The 15,999-nt window shown below is 74.2% G+C and carries 15 protein-coding genes; 5 read left to right on the top strand and 10 right to left on the bottom strand.

Translation table 11 applies throughout. The features are described 5' to 3' along the window. Positions 1-27 precede the first annotated feature (27 nt). Positions 28-624, top strand: a complete 597-nt coding sequence (locus ACZ3IL_RS08325) for an SACE_7040 family transcriptional regulator (protein WP_467387862.1) — start codon at positions 28-30, stop codon at positions 622-624. A gap of 145 nt (positions 625-769) precedes the next feature. Here ACZ3IL_RS08325 and ACZ3IL_RS08320 read toward each other — a convergent pair whose 3' ends face one another. From ACZ3IL_RS08320 to ACZ3IL_RS08295, 6 genes are all read right to left on the bottom strand, one after another. Then, on the bottom strand, positions 770-1,816 hold the full coding sequence (locus tag ACZ3IL_RS08320) for a TauD/TfdA family dioxygenase (RefSeq protein WP_467387860.1): 1,047 nt from the start codon (positions 1,814-1,816) through the stop codon (positions 770-772). Between the two features lie 68 nt (positions 1,817-1,884). Then, positions 1,885-2,859 (bottom strand): HesA/MoeB/ThiF family protein, encoded by a 975-nt coding sequence (locus ACZ3IL_RS08315; protein ID WP_467387858.1) that lies wholly within the window; start codon positions 2,857-2,859, stop codon positions 1,885-1,887. Then, positions 2,856-3,731: a hypothetical protein gene (locus ACZ3IL_RS08310; RefSeq protein ID WP_467387856.1), complete on the bottom strand. Its 876-nt coding sequence runs from the start codon at positions 3,729-3,731 to the stop codon at positions 2,856-2,858. Before ACZ3IL_RS08310 ends, ACZ3IL_RS08315 begins: the two co-directional genes overlap by 4 nt. Further along, entirely contained in the window at positions 3,728-4,939 is a 1,212-nt protein-coding gene (locus ACZ3IL_RS08305; RefSeq protein ID WP_467387854.1) for an acyl-CoA dehydrogenase family protein, read from the bottom strand. Before ACZ3IL_RS08305 ends, ACZ3IL_RS08310 begins: the two co-directional genes overlap by 4 nt. Before the next feature lie 40 nt (positions 4,940-4,979). Beyond that, complete coding sequence (locus ACZ3IL_RS08300; protein WP_467387852.1) at positions 4,980-5,300, bottom strand: hypothetical protein; 321 nt, start codon at positions 5,298-5,300, stop codon at positions 4,980-4,982. Positions 5,301-6,010: 710 nt separating this feature from the next. Continuing rightward, positions 6,011-7,456, bottom strand: a complete 1,446-nt coding sequence (locus ACZ3IL_RS08295; RefSeq protein WP_467387850.1) for an MFS transporter — start codon at positions 7,454-7,456, stop codon at positions 6,011-6,013. A 111-nt stretch (positions 7,457-7,567) separates the two neighbouring features. Between ACZ3IL_RS08295 and ACZ3IL_RS08290 the strand changes: the two genes are divergently transcribed. The 3 genes from ACZ3IL_RS08290 (at position 7,568) to ACZ3IL_RS08280 (ending at position 10,616) form a co-directional block, all read left to right on the top strand. Beyond that, a complete protein-coding gene (locus ACZ3IL_RS08290) occupies positions 7,568-7,975 on the top strand; it encodes a MarR family winged helix-turn-helix transcriptional regulator (protein WP_467387848.1) in 408 nt (135 codons plus the stop codon). Between the two features lie 368 nt (positions 7,976-8,343). Continuing rightward, positions 8,344-9,618, top strand: coding sequence for an AfsR/SARP family transcriptional regulator (locus tag ACZ3IL_RS08285; RefSeq protein ID WP_467387846.1), 1,275 nt, complete (start codon positions 8,344-8,346; stop codon positions 9,616-9,618). Positions 9,619-9,836: 218 nt separating this feature from the next. Next, the gene (locus tag ACZ3IL_RS08280; protein WP_467387844.1) at positions 9,837-10,616 is read left to right on the top strand and encodes a phosphatase; all 780 of its coding nucleotides are present in this window, start codon (positions 9,837-9,839) and stop codon (positions 10,614-10,616) included. Positions 10,617-10,665: 49 nt separating this feature from the next. On the opposite strand, the gene ACZ3IL_RS08275 is transcribed toward ACZ3IL_RS08280, so the two are convergent. From ACZ3IL_RS08275 to ACZ3IL_RS08260, 4 genes are all read right to left on the bottom strand, one after another. Next, entirely contained in the window at positions 10,666-11,637 is a 972-nt protein-coding gene (locus ACZ3IL_RS08275; RefSeq protein ID WP_467387842.1) for a cation diffusion facilitator family transporter, read from the bottom strand. 19 nt (positions 11,638-11,656) lie between these two features. After that, the gene (locus tag ACZ3IL_RS08270; RefSeq protein WP_467387840.1) at positions 11,657-12,529 is read right to left on the bottom strand and encodes an acyl-CoA thioesterase; all 873 of its coding nucleotides are present in this window, start codon (positions 12,527-12,529) and stop codon (positions 11,657-11,659) included. Further along, a complete protein-coding gene (locus ACZ3IL_RS08265) occupies positions 12,530-13,687 on the bottom strand; it encodes an acyl-CoA dehydrogenase family protein (protein ID WP_467387838.1) in 1,158 nt (385 codons plus the stop codon). Between the two features lie 104 nt (positions 13,688-13,791). Next, entirely contained in the window at positions 13,792-15,066 is a 1,275-nt protein-coding gene (locus tag ACZ3IL_RS08260) for a helix-turn-helix domain-containing protein (protein ID WP_467387836.1), read from the bottom strand. Positions 15,067-15,230: 164 nt separating this feature from the next. Here ACZ3IL_RS08260 and ACZ3IL_RS08255 point away from each other — a divergent pair, with 164 nt between their 5' ends. Beyond that, complete coding sequence (locus ACZ3IL_RS08255; RefSeq protein WP_467387834.1) at positions 15,231-15,836, top strand: hypothetical protein; 606 nt, start codon at positions 15,231-15,233, stop codon at positions 15,834-15,836. Positions 15,837-15,999: the final 163 nt, after the last annotated feature.

Genomic DNA, 15,999 nt, shown 5'->3' with positions numbered 1-15,999 from the left:
CTAACCCCCTTGTCTAGGATGGGGAGCATGGCCACGACTACGACCGCCGGCGTCAGGACCGACGCCCCCACGCGACGCGAGCAGATCCTCAAGGAGGCTGCCCGTCTCTTCGCCGAGCGCGGGTTCCACGGCGTGGGCGTGGACGAGATAGGGGCCGCCGTCGGCATCAGCGGCCCCGGGCTCTACCGGCACTTCCCCGGCAAGGACGCGATGCTCGCCGAACTGCTCGTCGGCATCAGCGAGCGGCTCCTCGACGGCGGCCTGATGCGGGTGGGGGAGGCGGGCGGCGACGCCCGGGTCCTGCTCGGCTCCCTCATCGACGGGCACATCGACTTCGCCCTGGACGACCGGCCGCTGATCACCCTCCACGACCGGGAGCTGGACCGGCTCAGGGACGAGGACCGCAAGCGGGTGCGCAAGCTCCAGCGGCAGTACGCCGAGCTGTGGGTCTCGGCGGTGCGGGAGCTGTACCCGGACGTCTCCGAGGGCGAGGCCCGCACGGCGGTCCACGCGGTGTTCGGCCTCCTGAACTCCACCCCGCACCTGGCGGCGGTCGGCCGCCGGCCCATGGAGGAGCTGCTGCGGCGACTGGCGCACGGGGCCTTCGGGGCACTGGAGGCCTGACGGGTCTCACGGGCCCGATGGCCCGATGGGCCGGCGAGCCCGGTGAGCCCGGTGAGCCCGGTGAGCCCGGTGAGCCCGGTGGGCCCGCCGGGTCCCGGCCGTTCACGGCACGGGGACCCGGCGGAGCCGGACCGTCGGGCCGCCGTCAGACCGCCGTCAGGGCGCGCGCCGCGGGGGCGGCGGGGGCGGCGGTGACGGGGTTGTGACTGCGGCCCTCACCGAGGGCGCCCAGGACCGGACGCAGGTCCGCCAGCGCGAAGGAGCGCCGCAGCCAGCGGTCCTCGCCGTCGTACCGGGGGACGAAACCGGTGCGGCCGTGCACGGTGCGCCGGTTGTCGATGACGACCAGCTCGCCGGGCCGGAGCACGATGCCCCGCAGCGCGTCGAGCATCGCCCGCTCCAGCGTCGCCAGCGCGTCCCGGGCCTCCCTGGTGACGCCGACCGTGCCGTGGAAGTCGACCCGCATGTCCGGGTCGCCCACCGGCCCGGAGAGCACCGGCACCGGCGGCGTCAGCACCTCCTCGTCGGTGTCGTGCACGAAGGAGCTGGAGAACCGGGTGCGGAACTCCGGGCGCCGCAGCGCCTCCACCGTCCGGGCGTCGAGGGCGGGCAGCACGTCCCCGATGCCGCCGGTGACCGTGGCGGCCGCCCCGTCCCGGTCGCCGCGCAGGCAGATCAGGCTCAGGAAGTGCGGCGCGGCCGGGTGGAAGCCGTCCTCGGTGTGCAGTTCCAGCAGGATGGAGCCGCTGTTCTCCTGGCGGGTCTCGGCGCCCCGCTTGGGGCTGACGTCCTGGACGAGGTCGCCGTTCTTCTCGTCGCTGTAGGAGATCGAGCGGCCCAGCACGGACATCACCATCAGCTGGGCGATCGTCGCCACCGGCACCCGGGTCCAGTCGGGTTCGTCCTCCACCCGGGCGGGGGTGGGGGGCAGACCGCCCAGGGGCAGGCCCCGCAGCAGCAGGGTGCCGGCGGTGTTCCCCTCGTCGCGGAAGGAGATGAGGGCGCGGCGGACGTGCGCGGGCAGGGCGGCGGCGGCGAGTTCCACGGCGTGCAGCAGGTCCGTGCCGTGCAGCGAGTGCCCCGCGTACTCGCCGGCGACCCTCAGGGCGGCCGCCTCGACGATGTTTGCTTCGCTCTCGCTCAGCACGATTCCCGTCGCGCGCGCGTCGGCGTACGCGAATTCTTTGCTCATGCTTCCTTTCCTTCTCTGTGTCCTTCTCCGAAGGCTCCGCGTCCTTCTCCGGGCGGGCGGACCGCCGGTCAGGCGGCCCGGCCCGCCCGGCTGCCGGCCCGGTAGACGGCCGCCGGGGCGAAGCCCCGCCACGCCTGCTCGGGCGGCAGCTTCCGCAGGAAGCGGGCCCGCTCCCAGTGGCGGCTCACCCGGTTGACGGCCCGGCGGGCCGGGGTGAGGGCGATGTGGTGGACGTCCACGGCGACCGTCCGCGGCACGTCCTCGCCCGCCACCAGCCGGTTGACCATGTGCACCGCGAGCGAGCCGAACTGGGTGGCGGCCTCCGTGAGCTGCGGCACGCTGTAGTCCGGCCGGCCGAGACCGTGGCGCAGCTCCCGGTACATCTCGCCGGGGATGTGGCCGCGGGGGGCGATCCGGAAGATCACCTCCCAGGTGCTCAGCCGGTCGGCGTCCTCCGCCAGCAGCTGGCCGTCGAAGATCCGCCGGACCAGCCGGTAGTCGAAGCACTGCGCCGCCAGCATGCCCGCCATGTCCCAGCCGGTGACCAGCGGCTTGCGCTGGCGGCAGGCCTCCTGGTGCAGGGCGATCTTGGCGAGCAGCCCCGACCTGGTGGTGACGTCGACGCCGTCGACGATCACCTCGGCCCGGCGGACCAGCTCCCGGACGTTCTCCCGGGTGATGCCCTCCGGCACCACCTCGGCCCGCACGTGCGGGTTGATGGCGCGCAGGGCGTCGGCCCCCACCTCGGCCTTGTTGCGGCCGAGGTCGTCCACGGTGGCGTGCTGCCGGTTGAGGTTGTTCAGTTCGTAGGTGCCGACGTCCGCGAGGACGAAGTCCCGGTAGCCCATGCGCCCCAGCGGCTGGACGGTGGCGCCGCCGATGGAGCCGCAGCCCGCGACCAGCAGCGGCGCGTGCCGGATGCGGTCCTGGAGCTCGGCGGGGACGAGGCCCCGGTTGCGCTGGGTCAGCGAGGCGTAGTAGGTCTCCTCGGCCAGTTCGCGGGCCTCGGCGGGCGTCCCGACGTCGGGCGGTACGGCGCTCATGCGCGGGCCTCCCGGAAGGCGGTGAGCCGGTCGCCGACCGAACCCGGCTCACCGGACGCGAGGATCGCGTCGAGGTGGTCCAGGGTGGGCCGCAGCGCTTCCCCGTCGGTGAGGACGAAGGGGTACGAGCGCTGCTGCTGGCCCCACATCGGCGCGAACAGGTCCGAGGGGTCCGCCGGCTTCGCGGGCACGTCGAGCATGCGGGCGGTGAAGCCGAGCAGCCCCAGCTGGTGGACGGCCACCCCGGGCTTGCCGTCGCCGACGACGGCGCCCTCCTCGGAGAGCGCGCGGACGCAGCCCTCCGCCCAGCCCCGGTAGACCCACCAGGGGACGGACACGCCGGCCTGGGAGCGGGGCATGCCGTAGTCGCGGACCAGCCGCTTGCCCTCCCGGACGCGCGCGGCGGGGGTGGCGGCGCCGAGGTGGTCGGCGAGCCGCAGCTCGTAGTCGCGCTCCACGACGAAGGGGCGGTGGTCCGGGTCGCCGAGCCGGGTGCCCGCCGGGCTGCGGGTGCCGGCCAGGGTGCCGTACCCGCGCAGCCTGCCGGTCTCCTCCTCGACCACCAGCGTGTGCTGGTCGGTCAGGGCGGTCTCGTCGTACGGCTCCGCCTCCAGGCCGCGCCCGGCGGCCGCGTCCTCGTTGACCCAGCCCCGCTGGAGGTACTGCGCCAGCCGGAACCGGAAGACCTCCGCGAGGTAGGGGGCGGGCAGCTGCGCGCCGTGGACGGTGAGGGTGAGGAGGCCCTCGGGGCTGGTGGCGCGGAAGACCGGCTCGCCGGTGAGGGAGGCCTCCAGGTCCGGCAGGGTGATCGCCCGGGCCCCTTGCAGCAGCCGGACCCGGTACTCGGCGCGGTCGGCGACGGCGGTGGTCATCGGACCTCCGGAACGCCGAACAGCTCACCGGTGACGACCAGCGCGAGGGCCTCGGGGCTGCCCTCGTAGATCCGCGGGCCGTAGGCGTCGCGGAGCACCCGGTCCATGCCGTCCTCGCGCTGGAAGGCGGCGGCGCCGATGAGGCTCATGGCGGCGTCGGCGTTGTCGATGGCCGCGCGGTCGGCGACCATCTTGGCGACGGCCGGCTCGTACGCCGGGGTGGGGATGACGGTGTCGGCCTTGAGCACCGCGTCGAGGTAGAGCGCGCGGGCGGCGGAGACGCGGGCGGCCATGTCGGCCAGCTTGCGGGCCGACATCTGGTGCTCGAAGAGCAGCTTGCCGCCCTGGCGGCGGGTGCCGGCCCAGGCGACGGCGCGGTCCAGGGCGTGGCGGGCGATGCCGGTGGCGACGGCGGCGCAGGTGACGCGGGTGAGGTTGCCGATGGCGACGTTGAGGTCCCAGCCGCCGTGCTCGTCGCCGATCACGTTCTCCTCGGGCACGCGCGCGCCGTCGAGGATCAGCTCGCCGGCCGGGGCCGTGCGGTAGCCGACCTTGTCGTGGATCTCGCCGCGGGTGACGCCGTCCTGCTCCAGCTCGGTGACGAAGCAGGTGAGGCCGGTGGAGCCGGGGGCGTCCTCCAGGTTCGCCATGATCGTGGCGTAGGTGGCGACCGGGGCGTTGGTGATGTAGCGCTTGGTGCCGGTGAGGAGGTACTCGCTGCCCGAGCGGCGGGCGACGGTCATGTCCTGGGCGTACGGCGCCTGCTGGGGGAGCACCAGGTCGGTGCCGTTGCGCTCCTCGGCCACGGCGTTGCAGGCGAGGACCGGCTCCGGGCCCAGGAACTTCGGCAGGTACTTCTCCTGGAGCTCCGGCTTCTCGCAGATGAGCAGCGGGGTCTGGAAGAGGCCGGTGGCCCCGAAGACCAGCGCCATGCCCGGGTCGGCGGCGGCCAGCTCCTCCAGGGTGAGGGCGAGGGCGAGCTGGCTCAGGCCCAGGCCGCCGAAGTCGCGCGGGATGGCCATGCGGAGCAGGCCGATCGCGTGGCCCTTGCGGATGGTGTCCCAGTCCACCTGGCCCTTCTCGATCCGGTCGCGCTCGGCGGCGCCGGGGGCGACCTCGTCCCGGGCGAAGGCGGTGATCTCGCGCAGCACACCGGACTCGAAGGCGTCGAGCAGCGGGTGGTCGGCCGGGTTGTGCGTGTACGTCATGGTGCTTCCTTGTCTGTGGGGGTGGACCCGGGCGGAGGGGTCAGCCCGCGAGGGAGAAGGTCGTCAGGGCCTGGCCGACGGCGAAGGTCCGCATGACGGGGCCGCGGGCGGTGACGCGGCGGGCGGTGACGGTCCGCAGGAAGGTGCGGCGGCCGGAGGTGAGGTCCAGCAGGTCGGCCCGTGTGATGCCGAGGACGTGGGTCGGCTCGGCCTCGGTGAGGGCGCCCTGCGGGTCGAGGGTGAACTCGGCCGCCGGCTCGGAGACGACGAAGCGGACGGTGGCGTCCGCGGCCCGCCAGGCGGCGGAGGCGCGGGCGGCTTCGGACAGGGTGCGGGGGAGCTCTTCGGGCGAGACGGACATGCGGGATTTCCTTCGCTCTTCGAGGGCGGGAAGAAGGGTGCGGACGGTGCGCCGGGCGTGCGGCGGAGGGTCCTGCGGAGACGGGCCGGAGACGGGGCCGGCGCGGAACCGGACGCGGTGTGCGGCCGGGCGGACGGCGGGACGTCCGGTGCCGGGCCGGACGGCTGCGGTGCGGTCTTCGTCGACCTCCGTGCCGTCGGACGAGCTCGACGTTACCGACCGGTAGAAGAGGCTGTCCAAGAAGTAAACGAGGTTCCACGGGCCGGGAACCGGCCTTCCAGTTCCCGGTAATCGGGCGTCCACTGAGGGGAGTTGTCGCAGGTGGGAGAACCCGCGGTAACCCCCGGGAACGCCGGACGGGCCCGAGGCGGGGAGCCGCGGGCCCGTGGGTGGGGGGTGTGCCGGAGGCCGTCGGGACGGCCCTCCGGGAGGGGATGTGGGGGTGGCGCGCCGGGCCCCGCGAGGAGGGCCCGGCCTGTGAGGAGGGGCGGCCCCGTGAGGGGAGGCGGCCCCGTGAGGAGGGGCAATCCCGAGAGGAGGGGCGGCCCCGCGAGGAGGGCCGGGTCCCTGAGGGGGGCCGGGCCCGTGAGGAGGGCCGGCCGCCGGGAGGGCGCGCGCGGGGAGGCGGCCGCCGTCCCGGCGGCCGGGGCGCGTGCGCGGGGGTGCGGGGAGTGCGCGGGGGTGCGGCCGCCGGGACGGCGGGCCGGGCCTCAGGACTGCGCGTCGGCCTGGATGTCGCGGGTCAGGTGGCGCAGGACGAGCGCGATGACGATGGCGATCGCCGCGCACACCGCGAGGGCCAGGAAGCCGTTGGCGACGCCGGAGGTGGTGGCCGCCGCCGCGGAGGCGCCCTCTTCGAGCCGGCCCTCGGTCGTGGTGGCCAGGATGGTGCCGATCACGGCGATGCCCAGGGCGGCGCCGCTCTCGTTGAAGGTGTTCAGCAGGCCGGAGCCGACGCCCGACTCCTCCACCTTGACGTGCGCGGTGCCGATGCCGAACAGCGGGACGAAGCAGGCCGGGAGACCGGCCCCGATGACGGCCAGGGCCGTGATCGTCAGCCAGACCTCGTCGGTGCCGGTGGCCAGGACGCCCGTGCCGACGAGCTGGAGGGCCGCGCCGAGGGCGTACATCCCGCCCAGTCCCAGCCCACCGGCGAGGGCGGGCGCGACCATGGCGACGACCAGCGCGGCCAGGCCCATCGGGAGCAGGGAGAGGCCGGTGACGAAGGCGCTCATGCCGTGGACCTGCTGGAAGTACATGCTGGCGAGGAAGGAGCTGCTGATCATCACGCTGGCGACCAGGAGCAGGCCGATGCTCGACAGCCAGTAGGTGGGCTTGCGCAGCAGGTGCAGGGGGAGCAGCGGGTCCTCCTTGCCCAGCTCCATGAAGGTCACCAGGGTGAGGAGGACCACCGAGGCCGCCAGGCTGATCCAGGCGACGCGGTCGCCGAAGCCCTCGTGCAGGCGGATCAGGCCGAAGGACAGGGCGGCGAGGCCGGCCGTGGAGACGACGGCCGAGGGGAAGCGGAGCCTGCGGCCGGAGCCGGTGCGCAGCGACGGCATGCTGCGCAGCGCGCCGATGAAGGCGGCGACGCTGACGGGGAGGTTGATCAGGAAGGCCCAGCGCCAGTTGATCGCCGTGACGATGAGGCCGCCGAGCACGACGCCGATGGTGGCGCCGATGACCCCGAGGCCGCTCCAGGCGGTCAGCGCGATCTTGCGCTGTTCCTCGTCCTGGTAGACCTCCAGGATGATCGAGAGGGCGGCGGCCGAGAGGAGTGCGGCGCCGACGCCCTGGGCGGCGCGGCCCGCGACCAGCAGTTCCTGGTTGCCCGCGACGCCGCAGAGCGCGGAGGCCACGGCGAAGAGGGTGAGGCCGGTGAGGAAGGTCCGCCGGCGGCCGAAGACGTCCGAGACCCGGCCGCCGAAGAGGAGCAGGCTGCCGAACATCAGGACGTAGGCGCTGATCGTCCACTGGAGGCCGGTCCGGTCGGCCGGCAGGTCCCCTCCGATGGACGGGAGGGCCACGTTCACGACCGTCGAGTCGAGCATCACCATCAGCTGGGCGACGCCGACCACCACCAGGGCGGTCCAGGGTGCCTTGGCCGGTGCGTCCGGCGTCTGCTCGGTGGGGGGCGCCAGCGTCTGCTCGGTCACCGGGTCTCCTTCTCCAGAAGTCTGATCCATGCGAATGCATCGAAGTGCTCGGCACACTACATTCATGCGCACGCATAGACAAGGGCGGGAAGAGAACCTAGTATCGGAGAGGTGACGGATACAGCTCTGACCGACCGATGGATGGCCGTGGTCCGCGCGGGCGCGCAGATCGTCCAGGCCGCCGAACGGCGGCTCTCCGACGAGTACGGCCTGTGCACCAGCGCCTTCGAGGTCATGGACGTCATGTCGCGGGAGGGCGACTGGATCCGGGCCGGGGAGCTGAGCACCCGCGCCTCCCGGAGCCAGCCCCAGGTCTCCCGGCTGCTGGCCCAGATGGTCGGCGCCGGGTACGTCGAACGCCGCGCCTGCGCCAACGACCGGCGCGGTTTCGACGTGCGCCTCACCGAGACCGGACAGCGGCTCTTCACCCGCTCCACCGCCACCATGGAGGAGTTGCTGAAGGAGCTGTCCGGAGCGAATCCGGAAGTGCGCGGGGTCCTCGGCGTTCCGGCCGCATGACCTGACGCACAGTCGGCCTCAGCGCTTTTCGGACGGATACTGGCTGGTAGCCTCCGGACGGCGACCGCTCCCGCACGCCCTTCACGTGCGTGATCCGGAGCCGGGACCGACAATCCGGGGGACGTCCGGACCCGTGCGCGCACGGGCCGCGACGGGGACTCCGCGTGCCGCCGCGCACCGGGGCCCGCGGCGCACCGTCCCCCGGTGGACACACGCACCGGAGGCACCTCCGGTGCGCGCACTCCCGGAAGGGAGTGCCCGACACGGGGGAACATGTGCTGAGCCAGACCATTCCACGACCGGACCCGGCCGGGCGCGTCCTCGCGCGTGGCCGGGACGTCCCGCACCGGAGAGAACCGGGCGGCCCGGTGTCCGTACCCCGCCCGCGGCCCTCGGTCATGGCCGAACGGGGCGTCTCCTTCCGGCTCCTGGGGCCGATGGAGATCACGACGGCGAACGGCCGGCTGCCGCTGAAGGGCATGAACCAGAGGCTCGTCCTCGCCTTACTGCTGCTCCACGTCAACCACGTGGTGCCCACCGCGGACCTGATGGGCGTCCTGTGGCCGGAGGGCAGCCCGCCCGCCACCGCCCGCAAGATCCTCCAGAACGCGATCTCGGCCCTGCGCGGGGTGCTGGCCCGCGGTGGAGTGCCCGAGCACGTCGCCTCCCTGACCAGCCAGGGCTCCGGCTACATGCTGAAGACCGCACCCGAGAACCTCGACCTGACGCGCTTCCGTCTCCTCGCCGACAAGGGACGGGACCTGCTGGCGGCGGGGGACACCGAGGAGGCGGCCCGCCTGCTGCGCGGCGCGCTCGGCCTCTGGCGCGGCCGGGCCCTGGAGGAACTCGCCGACGCCGGCGCCGACTGGCCCCAGCTGGTCACCGCCGAAGCGGCCTGGCTGCTCGCCCTGGAGGAGTACTGCGAGGCCGAACTGGCCAACGGACGGCCGCACGAGGTCGTCCACCGGCTGGAGGGCGTCGTCGCCGGGGCCCTCTCCCGGGAACGCACCCACCGGCTGCTGATGCTCGCCCTCTACCGGTCCAGCCGCCGCGACGAGGCCCTCAGGACGTACGAGCGGCTGCACCAGCGGCTGCGGGACGACTTCGGCGCCGACCCCAGCCGGGAACTCCAGGACCTGCACGAGGCGATCGTCCGGCAGGACCCCGCCCTCGCCGCCGAGGTGCCCGAGACCCGGCCCGCCGCCCCGACCCCTCCCGCCGACCCCGAACTGGGCGTGCTGCACGCCCTGCTGGACCTGGTGCGCCGCCAGCGCCGCCCGCACGTCGTCGCCCTCACCGGCGACGCCGAGGAGCGGCAGACCGCCCTGGTCGCCCGGCTGACCAGCGACCTCCAGCGGGACGACCGGGCCGCCGTGTGGCACGTGCGGTCCGGCCCCGACGGCGCCGACCTCGACCAGGACCTGAGGGCCGCGCTGCGCCGGGCCACCCCCGAGCGCCCCATGGTGGCCGTCGCCGAGCGTCTGCACCACGCCGGGCACCTCGTGCCGGAGTGCGTCGGCGACATCGTGGTCGAGGCGGGCCGCACCCCGCTGCTCATCGTCCTCACCGCCCGCACCGGCGCGCACGGCCTGTGGCCCGGCTGGGACAAGACCGTCCCCCGGTTCACCACGCTCACCGTGTAGGGCGCGCGCCGGAAGTCCCGCCCGCACTCCGGGCGGACGACACCGCGTCCGGCACGCGCCCCCGCCGTCCGCGGCGGTGCCCCGCCGTCCGCGGCGGTGCCCCTCCGTCCGCCGGTGATGCCCCGCCGTCCGCCTGCGGTGCCGCCCGGCCGGGGCGGCACCGCCGCGGATTCCCGCCGCCCGGCGCGCCGGGGGCTCCGACCGGCAGAATGAGCCCCATGCCGATACTCAGCCGTGAAGCCCTCGTCGAGCACCTCGTCCGCACCCGGATCGCGGGAGACGTCGCCACCCCGCGCGACAACAACCTCTCCCACTACCGGAAACTCGCCAACGGCGACCGGCACTACTGGCTCGGCCTGGAGCTGGGCGACCGCTGGACCGACGAGCAGGACGTGCTCGCCGTGATGGCCGAGCGGTGCGGGGTCGTGGACGACCCGGCCCACCGCAGCGGCCAGGACACCATCGACCCCGAGCTGACCGTGGACGCCCTCGACCGGATGGCCGCCCGGCTGCGCGAGGCCGCCGAGGGAGGGGAACGGGTCCTCTTCGCGACCGGCCACCCCGGTTCCCTCATCGACGTCCACAGCCGGGTCGCGGCGGCGCTGCGCGCCCGGGGCTGCGACATCGTCCGCATCCCCGGCGGCCTGACCGCCGACGAGGGGTACGTCGTGCAGTTCGCGGACGTCGCCGTCTTCGAACGGGGCGCCAGCCTCTGGCACACCCACTCCCCGGAGCCGATGAACGCCATCCTGGACGGCCTGGAGGTCCTGGGCGAGCCCGCGCCCGACCTGGTGGTCGCGGACCACGGCTGGGCCGGGCGCGCGGGCCAGCGCGGCATCGACTCCCTCGGCTACGCGGACTGCAACGACCCCGCCCTCTTCCTGGGCGAGGCCGAGGGCACGATGCGGGTCACGATCCCCCTCGACGACCACGTCGTGGACCCCCGTCACTACGAGCCGCTGACCGCGTACCTGCTCCACGCGGCCGGCCTGGACTGAGCCGGGGCCGGCGTCCGGACCGGGGGACGGGCCCGCCGGACCGGCGGGGTCAGGGGGTGCCCGCCGGGCGCGTCCGGCGCTCCCCCCGGCCCGGCGTCGGGTCCAGGTAGACCCGGCGGACCGAGGGCACGCGCGCGCGGAGCCGGGTCTCGGCCTCCTCGCAGCCCCACTCGATCTCCTCGGCCGTCGCGCCGTCCCGGAAGTCGATCTTCGCCGCGACCAGGACCTCGCCGGGGCCCTGGATGAGGGTCGTCAGGTCGAGCACGCCCGCGACCTGCGGGACGGACAGCAGCTCCTCGCGCACCGCGTCCCGCATCTCCTCCGGCAGCGGGCGCCCGACGAGGAGCTCGGCGTTGGAGCGGCCGAGGACCCAGGCCACGTACACGAGCAGGACGCCGATGAGGATCGACGCGACGCCGTCCCAGACGCCGGAACCGGTCAGCTGGCCGCCGAGCAGACCGCCCGCCGCCAGCAGCAGTCCCGCGAGGGCGGCCGAGTCCTCCATGACGACGGCCTTCACGGTGGTGTCGGGGGTGTGCCGCAGATAGGTCCCGAAGGGGACCTTCCGCTCCTTCGCCTCGGCCGCGACCTGCCGGATGCCGGTCCGCAGGGAGAAGCCCTCCAGGAGGAACGCGACGGCGAGGACGACGTACGAGACGAGCGGATCGCCCAGCTCCTCGCCCCTGGTCAGGGTGTGGACGCCGTCGTACACGGAGAAGACCGCGCCGCCCACGAAGGTCGCGACGGCCGCCAGCATCGCCCAGACGTACCGCTCGCCCGCGTACCCGACCGGATGGTCCTCGTCGGCCGGCTTCCCGCTCCGTCTGAGCGCCGTCAGCAGCATGACCTCGGTGACGGTGTCCGCGAGCGAGTGCGCCGCCTCCGACATCATCGCGCTGGACCCGCTGACGAGCCCCGCGACGGCCTTGGCGACGGCGATCCCGAGGTTCGCCACCGCCGCCACGATCACGGTGAAGGTGCTCTCACCGTCCGAGCCGTTCTTTCCGTCGTTCTTCGCCACGGTCGGAACGTATGCCCGGTCACGGGCGAGGTACGCGAACGACACCCTCCTGGATGACCGAGATCGCCAGCTTCCCGTCCCGCGTCCAGATCCGGGCCTGGCCGAGACCGCGCCCGCCGGAGGAGGTGGGGGACTCCTGGTCGTAGAGGAGCCACTCGTCGGCCCGGAAGGGCCGGTGGAACCACATCGCGTGGTCGAGGGAGGCCCCCACCACGTCCCCGACGGCCCAGCCGCCCCGCCCGTGCGCGAGCAGGACGGAGTCGAGCAGCGTCATGTCGGAGACGTACGTCGCCAGACAGACGTGCAGCAGGGGGTCGTCGGCCAGTTTGCCGTTGGTGCGGAACCACACCTGCGAGCGCGGTTCGCGCGGCTCCCCGACCGACCCCCACGGCGGGGTGTCCGCGTACCGCAGGTCCACCGCCGCCCGCGCCTCCAGGAGGCGTTCCGCGATCTCCGCCGGCAGGTGCCGGGGCAGCGTCTCCGCTGCGGTCGGCAGCGACTCCGGGTCCGGCGCGACCGGCATGTCCGCCTGGTGCTCCAGCCCCTCCTCGTACGCCTGGAAGGAGGCGGAGAGGTGGAAGACCGGCTGCCCGTGCTGGACGGCGACGACCCGGCGGGTGGTGAAGGAGCGGCCGTCCCGGATGCGGTCGACCGCGTACACGATCGGCGCGCCCGGGTCCCCGGGACGCAGGAAGTAGGCGTGCAGGGAGTGGGCCCACCGGTCCCCGGGCACGGTCCGGCCCGCCGCCACCAGCGCCTGGGCGGCCACCTGGCCGCCGAAGACGCGGGGGACGAGCGCGGACCGGGACTCGCCCCGGAAGATGTCCCGCTCGATCCGCTCCAGGTCGAGCAGATCGAGCAGGGCACCCAGTGCGTCGTGCGCCTCGGGCACTTACAGGCCCATCGACTTCGCGATGATCGACTTCATGATCTCGCTGGTGCCGCCGTAGATGCGGTTGACGCGGTTGTCGGCGTACAGGCGGGCGATGGGGTACTCGTTCATGTAGCCGTAGCCGCCGTGCAGCTGGAGGCAGCGGTCGATGACGCGGTGGGCGACCTCGGTGCAGAACAGCTTGGCGCTCGCGGCCTCGGCCGGGGTCAGCTCGCCCGCGTCCAGGGCCTCCAGGGCGCGGTCCGCGACGGCCTCGGCGGCGTCGACCTCGGCCTGGCAGGCCGCCAGCTCGAACTTGGTGTTCTGGAAGGAGGCGACCGGCTTGCCGAAGACCGTGCGGTCCGTGACGTACTGCTGCGCGAAGCGGATCGCGGCCTTGGCCTGCGCGTAGGCGCCGAAGGCGATGCCCCAGCGCTCGGAGGCCAGGTTGTGGCCGAGGTAGGAGAAGCCCTTGCCCTCCTCGCCGAGCAGGTCCTCGGCGGGCACCTTCACGTCGACGAACGCCAGCTCGGCGGTGTCGGAGGTGCGCAGGCCCAGCTTGTCGAGCTTGCGGCCGATGGAGTAGCCCTCGGACTTGGTGTCCACGGCGAAGAGGGAGATGCCGAAGCGGCGGTCCTCGGCGCTCGGGGCGGAGGTGCGGGCGCAGACGATCACGCGGTCGGCGTGGACGCCGCCGGTGATGAAGGTCTTGGCGCCGTTGAGGACGTAGTGGGTGCCGTCCTCGGAGAGCTTGGCGGTGGTCTTCATGCCCGCGACGTCGGAGCCGGTGCCCGGCTCGGTCATGGCGAGCGCCCACATCTCCTCGCCGCTGACGAACTTCGGCAGGTAGCGCTTCTTCTGGTCCTCGGTGGCCAGCATCTTCAGGTACGGCAGGGCGAGCAGGACGTGGACGCCGGAACCGCCGAACTGGACGCCCGCGCGCGCGGTCTCCTCGTACAGGACCGCCTCGAACTTGTGGGTGTCCAGGCCCGCGCCGCCGAACTCCTCGGGCACGTTGATGCCGAAGACGCCCAGCTCACCGAGCTTGTAGTAGAAGTCGCGGGGGGCCTGGCCGGCCGCGAACCACTCGTCGTAGACGGGGACGACCTCGGCCTCGATGAAGGCCCGGATGGTCTCCCGGAACGCCTCGTGGTCCTCGTTGAATACGGTACGGCGCACGAGCCGCCTCCTTCGGTTCCTGTCCTGGTCCGGCCGGTCGCTCCAGCGCCCGGACATGTGCCTAAGCGCTTGCTCAGCCTTTACCGGACGAAGTTACCCATCGGTCATCCGCTCTGTCCAGACTCCGCGCCTGTGATCCAGCGCCCTCCGGCGGTGTCGTACGCGTACGGAGGCCGCCTCCCGGTCCCGCTCGTACGGAAGGGCTTCCCGCCGTCCGTGATCCTCACCGTCCCCGACCGGCCTCCGGCACTCCATTCCAGTTCCAGGTACCAGCGGCAGTCGCAGCCCGTCGTCCGCGCGGAGACGAGCAGTTCCTCGGGGTCGGAGGCGGTGACCGCGTACGGGAAGGAGACGGCCGGGAGCGTCCGGACCTCGGCCCCGGAGGCGTCACGGCCGTCGACGGGCCGGGCGAGCGGGCGCGGCCGGTCGAGGTCCACCGCGAAGTGGCGCGGGGTGACGGCACCGCCGCAGCCGTCGCCCATCCGGTACGCGTTCCACGGCGGCGGCGCGGCCCGTCCGACCACGCGGACGTGCAGGGCCTGGAGGACGACGGCGCTGGACGCCGACCGGCCCTGGAGCGTGACCCGCACCAGCGTCTCCCCGCCGTGCACGGCCCCGTGCGCCGCCGCCCACGCCCTGGCGTCGGCCGTGACCGGCGGCGGGGCGACCGCGCGCGGGGCCCGGTCCACGAGGTACGTGTGTCCGCAGTCGCCCTGCCAGAGCTGGGACCCGACGGTCCAGGTGAAGGGGACGGGCCGTTCCTTTCCGGGGGAGGGAGCGGAAGCGGGCGCGGGCGCGGGAGGCGTACGGGAGGGGCGGCCGAGCAGGGCGAGGGCGAGCACGACGAGGGCGAGCACGACGGCCCCGGCGACGAGGAGGGGGACGGGGACGGAGAGGACGCGGCGGGGACGGGGCGCCTCCGGCGCGATCGGGACGGAGGCGGTCGGTTCCGGGGTGGGGGCGGGGCCCGAGGCTGGGTCGGGGCCCGGGTCCCGGTCGGGGGTCGGTTTCGGGGTGGGAGCGGGGCCCGGGTCCGGGGCGGGGTGCGATTTCGGGTGCGATTTCGGCGCGGGTACGGGCGCGGGTACGGACGCGGGAGGGGGCGCGGGTGCGGGCGAGGTCGTTCGGCGGCGGGCGCGGTCCGCCTCCGTCCAGGCCGCCTCCAGGGCCCGCCGCTCCTCCTCGCCCGCCCCGCACAGCAGGGCGAGGCGGCCGACCACGGCGAACTCCTCCGGGACGGTCACGCCCGAGCAGTAACGGTGCAGGGTGGACGCGCTGACGCTCAGGCGCCGGCCCAGCGCCTCGTAACTGCGCCCGTCCCGCGCCTTCAGCGCGCGCACGAGCCGCGCGAACTCCCCGACGGCGGCGTCCTCCGGCATTCCATCCCCCTCGACCCTGCGTCCCGCCCCTCACGCCCTTGCACGTCAGCAGGGGTGGAATGGTTCCGGGACGGGTGGTGGACGCGCCACCGTTGCAGGGGTGCGGGCGCCGGCCCGACGCTGGTGGAGCACTGACCGAAAGACCCGACGGGGGACTCACCACCATGAACAAGCTCCGCACCGCACTCGCCACCGCCACCGCCGCCGCCCTGGGCCTCGCGGCCCTCGCCACGGCCCCGGCGCGGGCCGCCGCGCAGCCCGCCTTCCTCGCGGCCTCCCAGATGCCGCCGTCGTCGACGCCGTGGACCGCCACCCAGGTCTTCACCGGCGTCCCGGAGAACGGCGGCGTCCTCTGCGCCCCGTACAAGATCCCGGCGCAGAACACCCGCTACCGCGAGTTCACCACCGAGCTCGACACCAACGGCGTCCAGGTCACCACCGTCGCCCGCACCGAGGCCGACGCCGTGAAGCTGGTCGACACCCTCCGCAAGGCCCTCGCCGGCTGCGGGCCCCTCCTCGAACAGCAGAACCCGGGCCTGAACGCCGTCAGCGCGTACCACGGCGCGCTCGCCGTCGAGGAGGGCGCCTGGGTCTACAGCCTGGACACCGCCGACCCGCAGGCCGGCACCACCGACGTCCACCTCTTCTCCGTCGGCCGCGACGGCCGCACCGTCACCCTCGTCCGCTGGGGGCGGATGGGCGACCTGAAGGACGCCCCGCTGACCGCCTTCCGCGCCACGACGAAGACCGCCGTCAACAAGCTGTACTGATCCGGGGGCTTCCCCGGAGGCCGGTCACGACTCCGCGGCGGCGCGGCCCCGCCCCCGGCCGCGCCCCCCGCGGTCACGGCGCCCCGGCGGCCGGGCGCCCCGGCGGGCCGGGCCGACGCACCCCGGATGTGGGCGGGGCGGGGGGGGTGTTCCCGCGGACCCG

This window comes from Streptomyces sp. NPDC014907, assembly GCF_055562975.1.
Note: the sequence above shows the minus strand (reverse complement) of the source record. Positions and strands in the feature narration are given on the sequence as shown.

Bases quoted from the DNA above. Each gene is read 5' to 3' on its own strand.
- ACZ3IL_RS08280 (WP_467387844.1), top strand. From the start codon at position 9,837: ATGCCGATACTCAGCCGTGAAGCCCTCGTCGAGCACCTCGTCCGCACC.
- ACZ3IL_RS08325 (WP_467387862.1), top strand. From the start codon at position 28: ATGGCCACGACTACGACCGCCGGCGTCAGGACCGACGCCCCCACGCGA.
- ACZ3IL_RS08320 (WP_467387860.1), bottom strand. From the start codon at position 1,816: ATGAGCAAAGAATTCGCGTACGCCGACGCGCGCGCGACGGGAATCGTG.
- ACZ3IL_RS08310 (WP_467387856.1), bottom strand. From the start codon at position 3,731: ATGACCACCGCCGTCGCCGACCGCGCCGAGTACCGGGTCCGGCTGCTG.
- ACZ3IL_RS08300 (WP_467387852.1), bottom strand. From the start codon at position 5,300: ATGTCCGTCTCGCCCGAAGAGCTCCCCCGCACCCTGTCCGAAGCCGCC.
- ACZ3IL_RS08305 (WP_467387854.1), bottom strand. From the start codon at position 4,939: ATGACGTACACGCACAACCCGGCCGACCACCCGCTGCTCGACGCCTTC.
- ACZ3IL_RS08315 (WP_467387858.1), bottom strand. From the start codon at position 2,859: ATGAGCGCCGTACCGCCCGACGTCGGGACGCCCGCCGAGGCCCGCGAA.
- ACZ3IL_RS08260 (WP_467387836.1), bottom strand. From the start codon at position 15,066: ATGCCGGAGGACGCCGCCGTCGGGGAGTTCGCGCGGCTCGTGCGCGCG.
- ACZ3IL_RS08255 (WP_467387834.1), top strand. From the start codon at position 15,231: ATGAACAAGCTCCGCACCGCACTCGCCACCGCCACCGCCGCCGCCCTG.